At 72.1% G+C, this 15,949-nt stretch carries 12 protein-coding genes; 9 read left to right on the top strand and 3 right to left on the bottom strand.

What is annotated here, in order from left to right; genetic code table 11:
• Positions 1-57: 57 nt before the first annotated feature.
• Entirely contained in the window at positions 58-792 is a 735-nt protein-coding gene (locus AQJ30_RS34530; protein ID WP_067241731.1) for an alpha/beta fold hydrolase, read from the bottom strand.
• A gap of 100 nt (positions 793-892) precedes the next feature.
• Here AQJ30_RS34530 and AQJ30_RS34525 point away from each other — a divergent pair, with 100 nt between their 5' ends.
• From AQJ30_RS34525 to AQJ30_RS34505, 6 genes are all read left to right on the top strand, one after another.
• Positions 893-1,846: a helix-turn-helix transcriptional regulator gene (locus tag AQJ30_RS34525; RefSeq protein WP_245727270.1), complete on the top strand. Its 954-nt coding sequence runs from the start codon at positions 893-895 to the stop codon at positions 1,844-1,846.
• A 171-nt stretch (positions 1,847-2,017) separates the two neighbouring features.
• Entirely contained in the window at positions 2,018-2,101 is an 84-nt protein-coding gene (locus tag AQJ30_RS40165) for a putative leader peptide (RefSeq protein WP_358254585.1), read from the top strand.
• Between the two features lie 132 nt (positions 2,102-2,233).
• Positions 2,234-3,541 carry a sulfite oxidase gene (locus AQJ30_RS34520; protein WP_067241728.1) on the top strand — a complete coding sequence of 436 codons (1,308 nt, stop codon included), beginning with the start codon at positions 2,234-2,236 and terminating at the stop codon, positions 3,539-3,541.
• Between the two features lie 109 nt (positions 3,542-3,650).
• The gene (locus tag AQJ30_RS34515) at positions 3,651-4,004 is read left to right on the top strand and encodes a hypothetical protein (RefSeq protein ID WP_067241726.1); all 354 of its coding nucleotides are present in this window, start codon (positions 3,651-3,653) and stop codon (positions 4,002-4,004) included.
• A 187-nt stretch (positions 4,005-4,191) separates the two neighbouring features.
• Positions 4,192-7,176 (top strand): carbohydrate binding domain-containing protein, encoded by a 2,985-nt coding sequence (locus AQJ30_RS34510; protein ID WP_067241725.1) that lies wholly within the window; start codon positions 4,192-4,194, stop codon positions 7,174-7,176.
• A 324-nt stretch (positions 7,177-7,500) separates the two neighbouring features.
• On the top strand, positions 7,501-8,163 hold the full coding sequence (locus AQJ30_RS34505; protein ID WP_067241723.1) for an alpha/beta fold hydrolase: 663 nt from the start codon (positions 7,501-7,503) through the stop codon (positions 8,161-8,163).
• Between the two features lie 16 nt (positions 8,164-8,179).
• Here AQJ30_RS34505 and AQJ30_RS34500 read toward each other — a convergent pair whose 3' ends face one another.
• Both AQJ30_RS34500 and AQJ30_RS34495 read right to left on the bottom strand, forming a co-directional pair.
• Positions 8,180-9,826 carry a peptidoglycan-binding protein gene (locus AQJ30_RS34500; RefSeq protein WP_067241721.1) on the bottom strand — a complete coding sequence of 549 codons (1,647 nt, stop codon included), beginning with the start codon at positions 9,824-9,826 and terminating at the stop codon, positions 8,180-8,182.
• Positions 9,827-9,942: 116 nt separating this feature from the next.
• The gene (locus AQJ30_RS34495; protein ID WP_067241719.1) at positions 9,943-10,398 is read right to left on the bottom strand and encodes a peptidoglycan-binding domain-containing protein; all 456 of its coding nucleotides are present in this window, start codon (positions 10,396-10,398) and stop codon (positions 9,943-9,945) included.
• A 289-nt stretch (positions 10,399-10,687) separates the two neighbouring features.
• Here AQJ30_RS34495 and AQJ30_RS34490 point away from each other — a divergent pair, with 289 nt between their 5' ends.
• From AQJ30_RS34490 to AQJ30_RS34480, 3 genes are all read left to right on the top strand, one after another.
• Positions 10,688-11,527, top strand: a complete 840-nt coding sequence (locus AQJ30_RS34490; RefSeq protein ID WP_067241717.1) for a peptidoglycan-binding protein — start codon at positions 10,688-10,690, stop codon at positions 11,525-11,527.
• Entirely contained in the window at positions 11,524-12,492 is a 969-nt protein-coding gene (locus AQJ30_RS34485; protein WP_067241715.1) for a helix-turn-helix domain-containing protein, read from the top strand. The genes AQJ30_RS34490 and AQJ30_RS34485 overlap by 4 nt, the downstream gene beginning before the upstream one ends.
• A gap of 210 nt (positions 12,493-12,702) precedes the next feature.
• Positions 12,703-15,912: a TIM-barrel domain-containing protein gene (locus AQJ30_RS34480; protein WP_067241801.1), complete on the top strand. Its 3,210-nt coding sequence runs from the start codon at positions 12,703-12,705 to the stop codon at positions 15,910-15,912.
• Positions 15,913-15,949: the final 37 nt, after the last annotated feature.

Raw genomic sequence — 15,949 nt, 5'->3', positions numbered from 1 at the left:
GGAGCCTGCGGATGCTCTCGTGGTCAGGCGTCGGTCTGTGCCTTTCGGCCGGCGCGGTCAGGAGACGGCCTTGCCGAGGACGCGGGCGAGTTCGGCGGGCGCGGACAGCATCGGCCAGTGCCCGGTGGGCAGGTCGAAGCGCCGCCACGGCGGCTGGTTCAGGTAGGCCAGCATCGGTACTCCGGCATCCAGCAGGCCCGTGAAGTCACGGCAGGCGATCAGGACACGGTCCACATCGGGACCGGGCTCGGCCGGGACGGCGAGAGGCTGGGTGTAAGTACCGAAGGGCTGAGGGGTGGCACGCGTGCGCAGATCGTTCCGCCGGCCCTCGTCGAGCCCGTCGAGGCTGCTGGACAAGCCCAGGACCTCGAAGGGCGGCATCGGTAGCCGCCACCCGTCGCCGGAAGTGTCGACCTGCCGGCGCAACTGTTCCGCTGTCTGCGGTGGCAGGAGGTCGAGCATGCACATGCCCTCGGTGAACGGGGCGCTGTCCACGTAGATCACGCGCTGCAAGCGGTCGCCGAGACGTCCGGCTGCCCCGGTCACCGGGGCAGCCGCGTAACTGTGGGCGACCAGCGTGACGTCGCGCAGGTCGTTCCCCTCGACGAATCCCGCCACGTCCGCGATGTGCGTGTCCAGGTCCGTCCGGGGGCCGCCCTGGTCTGCGCGCTCGGCCAGGCCGGTCAGTGTCAGCGGCAGGGCCGTGTGGCCGCGCTCCCGCAAGGCGTGGGCGGTGTCCTCCCACACCCACGCCCCGAGCCAGGCGCCGGGAACGAGTACGAAGGTGGCCATGTGATCTCCCAGAAGTAGGTACTGCGGCGAGCGTAGAGTCGATACAGGACAGAATCCGCCCTGAAATGCCGAGTCATCCATGTCGCATCCCCTCACCCGTGTGCTGACTCTGCTGGAACTCCTCCAGTCCAGCGCCCGGCTCACCGGGACGGAGCTGGCCGACCGCCTGGACACCGACGTCCGCACCGTGCGCCGCTACACGGCCCACCTACGCGACCTGGGCATCCCCGTGGAGGCCGAACGCGGCCGCCACGGCGGCTACCGACTGGCTCGCGGCTACCGCATGCCACCTCTGGTGCTCACCAATGACGAGGCCCTCGCTGTCGTCCTCGGCCTGCTCGCGGCGGAACGTCTGGGCATGGGCACCGCCGCGCCGGCCAGCGCCGGTGCCTTCGCCAAGATCGAGCGGGTGCTCCCGCACGCCCTGCGCGAACCGCTCGCGGCCATGCGGGAGACCCTGTCCTTCACCGCCCACGCCGTGATCGGGCAGACACCCGGAACCGGCGTCCTGCTGGCACTGGCCCAGGCCTCCCGCGCCCGCACGACCGTCGGCATCAGCCACCAGTCCTGGCGCCGGGACCACACCGAACGCGACATCGACCCCTACGGCGTGGTCTTCCACACCGGCCGCTGGTACGTCGTCGGCCACGACCACCTCCGCGACAGCCTGCGCACCTTCCGCATCGACCGCATCACCTCCGTCACCCCCCGAGCCGACAGCTTCACCGCACCCGAGGGCTTCGACCCCGTCGCCCACCTGACCTCGACCCTCGCCCAGGGGCCCTACCGCTGGCAGGTCGAGGTGACGATCCATGGCCCCCTCGATGAGATCGCTCGCCGGCTGCCTCGCTCGGTGGTGACCCTCACCGCCCAGCCCACCGGCGTTCTCATGCACGCACGGGCAGAACGGCTGGACGGCATGGCCCACTTGCTTGCTTCCCTGGAGTGGCCCTTCACCATCCATCATCCCGACGAACTGCGGCAGGCGCTCAGGGATCTGGCCGCTCAACTCGCCGCAGCCGCCCAGCGGAAACCGGAAGAACCACCGCAGTGAGCAACGGATTCACAGGAGCGGATTCACAGGGGCGGCGGCGCGCTGCGTGTGCCGCGCGCCCGGGTGGTGCCCCTGTCCGCTCCGCCCGCGTCGTACGCCGTGTCCGGTCGGCCAACCGCCGCTCGCCGACGATCCGTTGACACCCAGCCCGCAGCATGCTTGCATCCCGCCATGTCGTTCCCGACCCCTCTGACGCGCCGCCGTGCCGTGGACCTCGTCCGCGTGGCCGCCGCGCTGTGTCGGGTGAACGGCTGATCTCGCGCGCCTTCTGAGCCACGTCCGACGTGCCCGCCCATGGGCTTTGTCGGCGTGATCTCGCCCAGTCACCCACGCGTGCCGGCCCGCCCCCCGCCATGCCCCTCCGCCGCCCCACACCGAGGACCCGCCATGCCCTCTCCCGCCCAGCCCGGTGACCGTCACGAGACCGACTACGACCGCCGCAGGCTGCGCCAGTGGCTCGCGGGGGAGGCCAAGGCCGACGGTGTGTCCCGCCGCCGGCTGCTCACCCTGCTCGCGGCAGCCGCGACGGCCACCGCTGTCGGGTCGGCACTCGGCAATCCCGAGAACGCCTCCGCCGCCGAAACGGCGGTCGGCGTCGCGGACCGCACCATCCTCAAGCCCCTGCCGCCGGAGTGGTTCATCGAGCGCGGCACCAACGCCGAGACCCGCTGGGAAGCGCTGCGCGGAACCGGTCACCACACCCCCAACGAGCTGTTCTTCGTCCGCAACCACACCGCCACGCCGGTGCTGGACGCCACCGACTGGCGCCTGCGGCTGTGGGGGAGCGGGCTGCGTGGAACGCCCGGTGAGGACCGTCCGGTGGAGTTCGGCTACGACGACCTGCGAGCCCTGCCGTCCGTCACCCGCACCGCGTTCGTCGAGTGCGCGGGCAACGGCCGCTCCTTCTACACGACGCAGCAGGGTGAGACGGTCACCGGTACCGCGTGGACGCTGGGGGCGATCGGGGTGGCGCGCTGGCGCGGGGTCCGTCTGTCCGACGTGCTGCGCCGGGCCGGGCTGTCGTACCACGCCGTCGACGTGCAACCGCGCGGGCTGGACGCCGAGTACGTCAGCGGCGGCGAGAGCCTGGGGCGGGTCCGCCGGCCGCTGCCGCTGGCCAAGGCGCTCGACGACGTGCTCCTGGCGTACGAGATGAACGGTGAGCGGCTGCCGCACGACCACGGCTACCCCGTGCGGCTGGTGGTGCCATCCTGGATCGGGATCGCCTCCATCAAGTGGGTCGGCGACATCGAGGTGTCCGCGCAGCCGCTGTTCTCGCCCTGGAACACCACGTTCTACCGGTTGTTCGGCCCCGCCCATCCCGAGGGCGGGAGTGCGCCGTTGACCCGGCAGACCATCAAGAGTGCCTTCGAATTGGCGAGTGGGGCGACCTTCGCGGCGGGACGCAGGTACGTCCTGCACGGGCGGTCGTGGTCCGGCGCGGGCGCCATCGCCCGCGTCGAGGTCAGCGCGGACGGCGGAGCGGCGTGGCGGCCCGCCCGTCTGCACGACCACCCGCGCGCCGACACCTGGACCCGCTGGTCCCTCGACTGGCGGCCCGACACACCGGGCGCGACCCACCTCCTGGCCCGCGCCACGGACACGGCCGGCCGCACGCAGCCGGACCTCGCCGTGCCCAACACCCAGGGTTACCTGTTCAACGCGGTGGTACGGCATCCGGTGAGCGTCGTCTGACGCTGGATCACCTCACGAATTGCGCTGGCCGCCGCGTGCGCCGCGCCGGTATCGTCCGGGCTCCCGACCCGCCCGCCGCACCGGCGGCCACGTCCAGAAAGTGACGCACATGACCAGCCTGCGACCGACGACGACCTTGTGGCGCCCCACCGGCCCCGAGGAGTTGGAGCTGGTGCGGGAGGCGAACTGGCGCGCTTGGCCGCCCCGGCTGCCCGAGCAGCCGATCTTCTACCCGGTCCTGAACGAGGACTACGCGATCAGGATCGCGCGGGACTGGAACGTGCCGCACGACGGCGTCGGGTACGTCACGCGCTTCGACGTCGAGTCGGAGTACCTGAGCCGGTACCCCGTGCAGCAGGCCGGCGGGCGGACGATCCTCGAACTCTGGGTCCCGGCCGAGGAGCTGGACGAGTTCAACGCCCACATCGTCGGCGAGATCCAGGTGGTCCACGAGTTCCGCTGAGGCGCCGCTCGGGCTGATCGTCGTACCCCCGGCATCCGTGCGTCGCCTGCCGACGCCCATTCGTGGGCGAACCCTTTACGTCCAGGGTGCCCACGAGTAATCTCCCCACGCCTGCAAGCGGTTGCTGGAAGTTGCAGTAACCCAATGCAGTGCAGGAACGGCCCCTTCCCACCCAACCAGGAGCCGCATGAGACGCCACCGCTCCCTCGCCCGGTCCTGGGCGGCCGGAGCCCTCGCCGCCACGACGCTCGTCCTGCCCCTCACCCTTCCCACGACCCCCGCGGTCGCCGCCACCTCGACGAACGCGGCCGCGACCGGCACCACGGCCACCGTCTTCTATTCCACGAAGACCAAGAACTGGACCGACCACTACCTCCACTACGCCCCCGACGGCGGAGCGTGGACCACCGTGCCCGGGACGCGCATGCAAGCCGCGTGCACCGACTGGGTGAAGCTGACGGTCGACCTGGGCTCCGCCGCCGGGCTCCAGGCCACGTTCACCGACGGGAAGGGCGTCTGGGACAACAACGGCGGCCGCAACTACGCCCTCGGCACCGGGGACATCACCGTCAAGGACGGTGTGGTGGCCCACAGCGACCCGTGCGCCGGCTCCGGCGGGACCGGCACCGGGTCCGGGAACCAGGCCACCGTCTACTACTCGACCGAGACCCTCGGGTGGACCACCGCCAACCTCCACTACGCCCCGGCCGGGGGCTCCTGGACGACCGTGCCGGGCGTGGGCATGGAGGTGGCCTGCGCCGGCTGGTGGAAGAAGACCGTCGACCTCGGCACCGCGACCTCGCTCAAGGCCGCCTTCAACAACGGCAACGGCGTCTGGGACAACAACAACAGCGCGGACTACGCCCTCGGGACGGGGACGAGCACGGTGAAGAACACCACCGTGACCGCGAACGCCAAGGACCCGTGCGCGGCCGCCGGGCCGGACACCAGGGCACCCAGCGTCCCGGCCAACGTCCGGGCGAGCGCGACGAACACCTCCGTGGTGGTGTCCTGGGACGCCGCCACCGACGACACCGGCGTGGCCGGGTACCAGGTCACCCGCACCGGCGGCACCAAGGGAACGTCGGTCGTCGACGCCGGTTCCACGGTCTGGTCCGACACCGGCCTGGAGGAGGACACCACCTACGCCTACACGGTGAAGGCGGTGGACGCGGCGGGCAACACCTCCGTCGCCTCGGCCAGGGTCACCGCGACCACCGGCAAGAAGCCGGCCACCCCCGCTGCCGGCACCCCCTTGGGCACGGACCCGCGCAAGGACCCCATCTACTTCGTGCTGACCGCCCGCTTCTACGACGGCGACAGCACCAACAACCGGGGCGGGAGCCAGCACACCAAGTCCGGCAACGCGGCGAACGGCGACCCCATGTTCCGGGGCGACTTCAAGGGCCTGGTCGAACGCCTCGACTACATCAAGGCCCTCGGGTTCTCGGCCGTCTGGATCACCCCGGTGGTCCTCAACCGCTCCGACTACGACTACCACGGGTACCACGGCTACGACTTCTACCAGGTCGACCCGCGGCTGGAGTCCACCGGCGCCTCCTACCAGGACCTGATCAACGCCGCCCACGCCAAGGGCATGAAGATCTACCAGGACGTCGTCTACAACCACAGTTCCCGCTGGGGCGCCAAGGGCCTGTTCACCCCCACCGTCTACGGCGTCCGGGACAGCCAGTGGAGCTGGTACTACGACGAGAGGAACGAGGGCTTCGCGTACGACGGCCTCACCGTCGAGCCCAAGTCCGGCAAGGCGTACTACAACGGCGACCTGTGGTCGACCGCCGAGCCCGCCGGCAACACCTGCCTCAACTGGGGCAAGCCCACCGGCGGGAAGAGCGCGGAGGGCTATACCCTCTACAACTGCCAGTGGCCGAGCCCCACGTCCGGGATGTTCCCCAAGGCCTACTACCACCAGTGCTGGATCGGCAACTGGGAGGGCGAGGACTCCCGTTCCTGCTGGCTGCACGAGGACCTGGCCGACTTCAACACCGAGAACACCCAGGTGCAGAACTACCTCATCGGGGCCTACGACAAGTACATCGACATGGGCGTGGACGGCTTCCGCATCGACACGGCCGTCCACATCCCCCGCGTCACCTGGAACCGCCGCTTCCTGCCCGCCATCCAGGAACGCGTCACCCAGCGCTTCGGCGCCGGGGCGGCGCAGAACTTCTTCGTCTTCGGCGAGGTCGCGGCGTTCGTGAACGACAAGTGGAACCGCGGCTCGGTCAACCACTCCGCCCAGTTCTACACCTGGAAGGAACGCAAGGAGTACAGCGCCGACGACACGGCCGCCGCGCTCGAGCAGTACACCTACGAGAACGACCTGGGCACCGCCGGCCAGCCGACGTCCACCAACGCCTTCCTCGAGGGCAACGCGTACCACACGCCGGACCACAGCAGGTCCTCCGGGATGAACATCATCGACATGCGCATGCACATGAACTTCGGTGACGCGCACAATGCCTTCAGCAACGGCAAGGACTCCGACGACAGCGTCAACGACGCCACGTACAACGTCGTCTACGTCGACAGCCACGACTACGGCCCCAACAAGTCGAGCACCCGGTACGCCGGGGGCACCGACGCCTGGGCCGAGAACATGTCGCTGATGTGGACCTTCCGCGGCATCCCGACCCTGTACTACGGCTCGGAGACCGAGTTCCAGAAGGGCAAGCAGATCGACTGCGGCCCCACCTGCCCGCTCGCCACGACCGGACGCGCCTACTACGGCGACCACCTCGCCGGCACGGTCACCGCCTCGGACTTCGGCACCGTGGCGTCCGCGAGCGGCGAGGTCGCCACCACCCTCGCCCAGCCGCTGGTGAAGCACCTGCAACGGCTGAACCAGATCCGCAGGGCCGTCCCCGCGCTCCAGGCGGGCCAGTACTCCACCGAGGGCATCTCGGGCGGCATGGCGTACAAACGGCGCTACACCAGCGGGAGCACCGACAGCTTCGCGCTGGTCACCGTCACCGACGCGGCCACCTACTCCGGCATTCCCGACGGCACCTACCGGGACGCCGTGACCGGCGACGTGAAGACCGTCACCAACGGCTCCCTGAGCGTCGCGGCACCCGGCAAGGGCAACCTGCGGGTGTACGTCCTCAACGGTCCCGGGAAGATCGGGACGGACGGCCCGTACCTCAAGTAGGGGTACCGGCCGACGGCTTGCCCCGGCTCGGCCAACGGGGCGTTGGTCGTGGGGTCTTCGGACAGGATCCGCGCGAGCGACCGCAGCCGGTCGTCCCGCGGCTCCGGCAGCTCGGTCGGCGGCGAACGGGCATCACGCGGCAGCCCAGGGGGTGTCTCGTCGAGCATGCCGGACTCGCGGCGTGATCGACGAGACACCCCCTAGCGGTAGTGGACCGTGCTCCGGCGTGATCACCTGGAGGGGTCACGCACCGCGGACCCGCCCCGGCACCAGCCGTCATCGACGGACGGGCGACGGCGTCGCGGGGAAGGAGAGGAGAAGCCCATGGCGACGTTCGTCCTCGTGCCCGGAGGCTGGCACGGTGCGTGGTCGTTCGAGCGGGTGGTCCCGCTGCTGGAGCGAGCCGGTCACACCGTGCACGCCCTCACCCTCACCGGGCTGCGGCCCGACGACGACGAGGCGACGGTCGCGGCCGCCAACCTCGACACCCACGCCGACGACGTCCTGCGCCTCCTCGACGAGGCGCGCCTCACCGGGGTGACGCTGGTCGGCCACAGTTACGGCGGCATGGTGATCGCCGTCGCGGCCGACCGCGCCCGGGGCCGCGTGGCACGCCTCGTGCACCTCGACGCCTACGTGCCGCGCGACGGCGACTCGTGCTGGTCGTCGACCAGCGAGGAGTACCGGCAGGCGTTCCTCTCCGGGGCCGCGGGCACCGGCTACTCCGTGCTGCCCCCGGCCGGCGGGGATCCCCGCCGCCGGCCGCACCCGCTCGCCTCGTTGGTGCAGACGGCCCGGCTGACCGGCGTCGTGGACGAGGTGCCGCAGCGCGAGTTCGTCTACTGCTCGGGCTGGGAGGACCGCACCCCCTTCGCGGACCTGCGCTCCCGGCTCCGGGCCGACCCGCGCTGGCGGGTGAGCGAGGTGCCCACCGGCCACAACGCGATGCGGGAGGACCCGGAGGCGGTCGCCGCGCTCCTGGCGTGACCTCCGACGGGGTCGCTCAGCGGACGCGGATGAAGACCACGTCGTAACCGCTGTTCGTGGAGCGGTTCTTGACGTAGACGCCGTCGCTCCCGCCGTTGGGGTTGCTGGTGTTGCCCTCGACGGTGGTGAACGACGAGCCGCCGGACACCGTGCGCACGATGCCGATGTGCTCGTTGCCGCCGGTGAAGTCGCTCCCGCCGTCCCAGTCGAAGGCGACGATGTCACCGGGCTGGGGGTTGGTGGTCACCGACAGGTGGTAGTTGCCGGCCCGGGCCTGCTTGACCCAGCCCTCCACGTAGGAGTTCCGGTAGGAGCTGGCGCCCGTCTGCTTGGCCACCCAGCTCACGAACGTCGCGCACCAGGCGTAGTTGCTCGTGGACAGCGACAGCCCGACGGACGCCCCGTAGCTGTTCGCGCGGGCGCTGCCCTCGACCGTGCCTACCTCGGCCGCGGCCACGTCGAGGATCTTGGCGTAGCCGCCACCCGGGGCGGGCGACGACGGCGGGGTGACCGCTCCGTACAGGGCGGCCTTCGTGTTCGGTCCCACGCGGCCGTCGACCGCGAGGCCCTTCTCGGCCTGGAAGTCCCGGACGGCGCTGTCGGTGAGCGGACCGAAGTCGCCGTCGACGGCGAGGTCGGCGCCGTGGTGGTTGAGCAGGCTCTGCAACTCCGTGACGCAGCCGCTGCGCTGGCCCTGGACGATCTCGTTCGGGCAGGAGGCGGAGGTGAGGTTGACCGGTGCCGGGGCGCCGTTGCCGCCACCGCCGCCGATGTTCGCGTACAGGGCGGCCTTGGTGTTCGGGCCGACCTGACCGTCGGCGGACAGGCCGCTCGCGGACTGGAACGCCTTCACGGCCGTCAGGGTCCGCGGTCCGAAGCTGCCGTCGACGTCGACGCTCTGGCCCTTGCCGTTCAGCAGGGACTGCAGCGTGGCGACGCACCCGCCACTCTGTCCCTCCACGATGTTCTCCGGGCAGGACGCCGACCGCAGGTCCAGGCCCGTGGACGGGGACTCGTCGGTGTCGTACAGCGCCCGCTTGGTGTTCGTGCCGACCTGGCCGTCGGCCGTGAGCCCGTGGGACGTCTGGAAGCTGCGGACGGCGCTCGCCGTGCCGGCGCCGAAGTCACCGTCGACGTCGACCGCGTAGCCGTGGTGGACGAGCAGCCGCTGGAGCTCGGTGACGCAACCCCCCTTGGCGCCCTGGACGATGTTCGCGGGGCAGGAGGAGGAGTTGAGGTTGACGGGGGCGGGCGCCGAGCCGCCGGTCGCGTACAGCTTGCTCTTCGTCGCGGGGCCCACCCGGCCGTCCACGGCGATGGCGGTGGCGGCCTGGTACTCGCGGACGGCGTACAGCGTGGCCGTGCCGAACTGCCCGTCCACCGTCAGGCCGGCGCCGTGCGCGTTGAGCAGGTTCTGCAACTCGGTGACGCAGCCGCTCGTCTGGCCCTGCACGATCTCGTCGGGGCAGGACGCGGAGGTGAGTCTGACCGGCGCCGGAGCGGCGGCCGCCGGGTGCGCGCCGAGCACGAGTCCGGCCGAGACCATGGCCGCGGTGGCGGCGAACGTCCCGACGCGGATCCGCCAGCCTGCTGCGGCCCGGTGCGTGTCCCGGCGGGGCGGGGGTCCGTCGTCGGCGCGGACGAGGGGTGCGAGTCTTCCCATGGCGGCGAGGTTCTCCTTCGGCTGCGGGCGAGGGGGGAAGCGAGGGGGGAGAGAGCGCGCCGCGGCCCGTCCTTGCGGGTCAAGGACGGGCCGCGGTCGTACTCTCGGCGACTGGCTCAGGCGGCGAAGCGCTTGAACGCCGCCCGGGTGCCCGAGCCGGCGATGCCGTCGATGTCACCGGTGTAGCCGTAGTCGGCCTTCAGCAGGCGCTGCAGGGCCTTGATGGTGTTGGGGCCGGGGTCCCCGTCGATGTCACCGGTGTAGCCCCAGTACTTGGCGAGGCACCGCTGGAACGCCTTCCAGCTGTTGGTGCCCAGCTGCCCGTCGATGGCGCCGGTGTAGCCCCAGTAGTCCGCGAGGAAGTCCTGGACGTTCTTGGCCTCGGCCGTGGTCAGGCCGAAGTTCTGCGTCGCGGCCAGGGCGGCGGCCTGCGCGGCCGTCGCCGTCTGCGCGGTGGGCACGGTCGCCGCGGGGGCCGCGAAGCTGGTGCCCGCGGTCGCCACAGTGCCGGCGGCGAGGCCGGCGACGGCCACGAGGCCGGCGATGGTCCTGCCCAGAGCGTTCGGTCGCATGTGTTCCTCTTTCGGTCGTGGGGTGTGCGCGCCGCTCCCGTCTCTCCCGCCCGACGGGAGTGGCGGCGAGACCAAAGGTGCCGGAGCCGCGGGCCCGGCGGCCATGCCCACGGCCCAGTTGACGGCCGGACGGGACGACCACCCACCTGACCTGCGGCGACGCCGTCCGGTGGGACGGTCCGGCGGGACGGCGTGTGGGTCCCCTGTGACAGATGTACCGGGCTCATGCAGAATGCGCAGCAGCGGAAGGGGGGCCGCCGACCACGCTCGTGACCGCTCTGGGGGAAACATGCCGCGCTCCAAGGCGCTGCCCGCCGAACTGGACCCTCATGCTCAGCAGTTGGTCTCCGGCCTACGCCGGCTGAAGGACCGCGACGAGCTGACCCTGCGTCATCTCGCCGCCAAGACCGGCTACAGCGCCAAGTCGTGGGAGCGCTACCTGGGCGGTACGTCCCTGCCGCCCCGTGAGGCGGTGGAGGCCCTGGCCCGGATCACCGGCGCCGACCCGGCCCCCCTCCTCGCGCTGCGGGAGATAGCCGCCGACTCCTGGGACAGCCGCCGTGGCCGGCCCGCGGCGGACACCCTGCCCGTCGAGCAGGACCCGGCCGGACACGCCGGGGATCCGGCGGACGTCGTGGACGTGAGGGAGTCGGCGGAGGGGGAGCAGGAACCACCGGGCAGTCCCGCGGGGCCTCGTCCCGCCGCCCCGACCCGCTTCCCGCACAGGGCACTCACGGCGGTCCTGGCCGCCCTTGTCGTGGCCCTCGGGGTCACGCTGCTGCTCGTGCTGCGCCTCGACGACCACGCGGCCCCCGCTCCCGTCGTCGCCGCGCCCACCAGCGCCGCGGCCTCCTCGCCGCCCGCCTACACCTGTCACCTCACGCGCGTCGACGGCCGGTGGTCGGCCGGGCTCAACCAGGGCCGCGACACCGAGATCGGCTACGGCGCCACGGGCGCCGATGTCGCCGAGGCGCAGTGCCTGCTGCGCCGGGCGGGCATCTCACCCGGCGGCATCGACGGCATGTTCGGCCCGTTGACGCTGCGGGCGGTCAAGACGTTCCAGGCGCGGGCGGGCCTGGTCGCCGACGGCATGGTCGGGCCGCGTTCGTGGAAGGCGCTGCGCGGATGACGCGGAGCGCACCCTCTCCGCCGGGCGCCCGACTGGCGGCCGTGCTGCGGGAGTTGAAGTCCCGCACCCGACTCAGCCTGGCGCAGCTCGCGGACGCGACGACCTTCAGCAAGTCGTCGTGGCAGCGGTACCTGAACGGCGGGAGCCTGCCACCGCGCAGCGCGGTGGTCGAACTGTGCCGTCTCGCGGGCGAACCCGCGGACCATCCGCTGGCCCTCCTGGACATCGCCCGCACGGACCGGACGTCCCACGACCCGGAGCCCGCGACGACGGAGTCACCGGCCCCACCGGTCCTGCCGGGGAGTCCCGCCGCCGAGGGCACCGGTAGCCCGCCGGAGACCCCGCCCCCGGCCACCGCCCCGACCGACACCACCGCCGGCGGCACGGCCCCGACCGCCCCCGCTCCGGCCGACACCGCCCCCGCACACCCTTCCCCATCCCCGCACCGTCGCACCACCGTCCTCACCGCCCTCGCCTCGCTGCTCGCCCTGGCCCTGGGCGCACTCGTCCTCCTGCACCTCCCCCCGCCGCACCGCGAGCAGGCGCGGCCGGCCCCCACGCCCGCCGCCTCCACCACCGGCCCGCTCTGCCGGCACCGCTCCTGTCAGGGCAAGGACCCGCTCACGACGCGGTGCGGCGCCGGCCCGCAGACGCTCGCCGAGCACGAGACCGCCACGGGTGCCTGGGTCCAGATCCGCTACAACCCGGTGTGCGGGGCGAGTTGGGCCCGGATGTGGGGCGCGGCCCTGGGCGACCGGGTCGAGTTCCGGGCGGGGGGCACCGACGGCCGGGTCCACGGCGCCCGGGTCACCAACCGCACGGAAGCGGACACCTACGTCCACACCCTCATGAGCGTGGTGGACCTTCGTACATCGTTGCAAGCCTGCTTCGTCCCGGCGGCGGGCGGTCCGAAGGAGTGCTTCGGAGCCGTCGCCGGCGTCACCGCGGCCGGAACGGCCCCCTGACCGGCGCGGACCCATCGGCCGTTGCAACGAAGCCCGTTGGAGGTGTGGACAGGGGGAAACACGCGTGATCTCATGCGCTCGGACCGTCATGACAACGTTGTAAATGGCCCAAGGGAGCATGCTGTGCGACCAACGCCTTCGAGATCGCCCCGGAAGTGGCGCCCCCCGCTGATCGTCCCCCTCGCGGCCGGCCTGTCGGCGGGGCTCCTGCTGACCGTCCCCGGTGGTGCGGCCGCGGACAGCCCCGGCGCGCCGAAGCGCACCGGGACGGTGTCCGTGTCGGACGCCCGGTTCCAGGTCCTGTCACCGACCCTGATCCGGACCGAGTACGCGGGTGACGGCCGCTTCGAGGACCGTTCCACCTTCAACGCGGTCGGCCGGGGCTCCTTCACCCCGCCGCCCTACACCTCGTCGGTCCGCGACGGCGTCCTCACCATCGCCACCAGCGCGGTGACCCTGCGGTACCGGGTCGGCTCCGGCCCCTTCGGCGCGGACAACCTGACCGTGAGCCTCAAGGCGGGGCAGCAGCCGGTGGTGGCGGCTCCCTGGCAGTACCGCGCCTGCGCGCCCGGTGCCCTGTGCGAGGCGGAGGACCAGCGCTACGACGGGCCCGGACTCGCCGCGGACCACGGCGGGTTCACCGGGAAGGGCTTCCTGGCCGGGTTCGAGGTCGACAACAACTCCCTGTCCACCGACGTACGGACGACGACCGCGGGCACGTACGACTTCGCCGTGCGGTACGCCAACTCCGCGGGAAGCGACGGCCGTCACGAGACCCGGACGCTCAGCCTGAGCGTGGACGGCGGCGCGGACCGGACGTTCAGCCTCCCCGAGACGAAGGACTGGAACACCTGGGGAGTGGCCCGGCTGCCGCTGTCCCTCGGCGCCGGTCCCCACACGGTGACCCTGCACCGCACGGCGGCCGACTCCGGCAGCGTCAACGTCGACAGCGTGGCCCTCCTCGGATCAGGGGCCGCCTACCCGTCCCGGGCCGACAGCGCCCTGCCCGGCTGCCGGTTCGGCACCAGCTGCGAGGCCGAGGACGCCCTCCTGGCGGGCTCCGCGGGCATCGCCACCGACCACAAGGGCCACACCGGCTACGGCTTCACCGCCGAGCTCAACCAGGGGGCCGGCATCACCGACCGCATCGCGGGCGTACCCGCGGACGGCACGTACCTGCTGCACCTGCGCTACGCCAACGGCACCGGCGGCGACGGGCTGCACCAGGCGCGCACCGTGCGGGTCACCACCCAGGGCGGCACCGACACCACCCTGTCGCTGCCCCCGACGGACACCTGGGACTCCTGGGCGACGGCCTCGCTGCCCGTGCAGCTCAAGGCGGGCACGGACAGCGTCGCCCTGGGCTGCCCCGACGCCACCAGCTGCCACGTCAACGTCGACAGCCTGGCGCTCGCCGACCGGCAGGCGCCCGCCCCCGCGCCGCACCTCGCCCTCGGCGGCTACCGGCGCAGCCTCGACGGACTCAACGGCGACAGCGAGCCCGTCCCCTGGACCACGCCCGGCCTGCTGCACCGCGACGGCTGGTACCTGCTCGACGACACCGCCTCGGCCGTCCACGACCCCGCCACCCGGAAGACGTCCACCCGCCCCGCCCACGGCGGGCAGCCCTACCAGGACGGCTACCTCTTCGGCTACGGCCACGACTACCAGCGGGGCCTGTCCGACCTCGCCACGCTGACCGGTCCGCCTCAGTTGCTGCCCCGGTGGGCGTACGGCGTCTGGTACTCCGAGTACATCGACCGCACGGCGAGCGACTACCGGAACACGATCCTGCCCGCGTTCCGCGCGGCGGGCGTGCCCCTCGACGTCCTCGTCACCGACACCGACTTCAAGGCACCGAACACCTGGTCCGGCTGGAACTTCGACCCGGCCAAGTACCCCGATCCGAAGGGCTTCTTCGACTGGTCGGCCGGTCAGGGCCTGCACAACACGCTGAACGTGCACCCCAGCATCCTGGGCGACGACCCGCAGTTCGCGAAGGCGCAGGCCACCGCCAAGGGCAAGCTGCGCAAGGGCGGTTGCGGATCGGCGGGCGGCGCGGACTGCTACACCTTCGACTTCGGCGACCCCGACCAGCTCGCCGCCTACCTCGACCTGCACCGGCCGATGGACCGGGCGGGCAACGACTTCTGGTGGCTGGACTGGTGCTGCGACACCTCGCGGTCCTCGCGGGCCGGCGTCACCCCGGACGCCTGGATCAACCAGCAGTACGCCGACCTCACCGCCGAGACCAGCGAGCGGGGCTTCGTCCTCTCCCGCGCCTACGGCTCCCTCCAGGCGGGCGGCTACAGCGGGGGAGTGGGCCTGCCCACCGGGCCCTGGGCCGACAAGCGGAGCACGCTGCACTTCACGGGGGACACCACCTCCAACTGGGGCACCCTGCGCGCCGAGGTCGGCTACACACCGGGTGAGTCCGCCGCCACCGGCATGGCCGCCGTCAGCCACGACATCGGCGGCCACAACGACGGCTACGGCATCCCCGGGGCGGAGACGTACACCTCCGGCGGCCAGACCCACCGCACCACCAAGCTGCCCGACGACCTGTACGCACGCTGGGTGCAGTTCGGCACGTTCCAGCCGGTCGACCGACTGCACAGCAACCACAGCGACCGGCTGCCCTGGCAGTACGGCCCCGAGGCGGAGGCGTCCGCCGAGAAGTTCCTGCGGCTCCGGGAGTCGCTGGTGCCGTACACCTACACCCTGGCCCAGCAGGCCACGGCCACCGGAGTCCCGATCGTCCGGCCGCTGTACCTGCAGTACCCGGAGGAGGAGGGCGCCTACAGCAAGGCGGGCACCGAGTACCTGTACGGCCCCGACATGCTGGTCGCGCCGGTCACCACGCCCGGCACCAGCACGACGACGTCGGTCTGGTTCCCGCCGGGGCAGTGGACGGACTACTTCACCGGACGCACGTACACCGCACCCGCGGGCGGCGCCAGTCACGACGTCGCCACGACCCTGGACACCATGCCGGTCTTCGTCCGGGCCGGCTCCGTCGTCACCACGCGGGCCGAGAACGTGTCCAGTGACGCCCGGCACCCGCTGGACAAGGTCGCCGTCACCGTCACGGCGGGAGCCTCCGGCTCCTTCTCCCTCTACGAGGACGACGGCGTCAGCCCCGCCCCGCAGCGGGCGGCGACCACGCGACTGCGCTACACCGAGCACCACGGCGCCCACCTGCTGACGATCGACCCCGCCAAGGGATCCTTCAAGGGCCAGGTGAGCCGGCGCGCATGGACCGTGTCCTTCCGCGGCGTGGACACGAAGCCGGACCGCGTCACGCTGAGCGGCGCCGCGGCGGCGGCGACCGCCTGGCAGTGGAACGCCGACACGCACACCCTCAGCGTGACACTGCCGGCGCGCAGCGTGCGCACGGCGACGACGGTCATGTACCGCTAGCCAGGTCCTCGACGGGCGGGGTGCCCCGGTCCGGACT

It is taken from the genome of Streptomyces longwoodensis (assembly GCF_001514125.1).
Classification (GTDB): domain Bacteria; phylum Actinomycetota; class Actinomycetes; order Streptomycetales; family Streptomycetaceae; genus Streptomyces; species Streptomyces longwoodensis.
The sequence above is the reverse complement of the archived record's forward strand: the minus strand, read 5'-3'. Positions and strand labels throughout refer to the sequence as shown.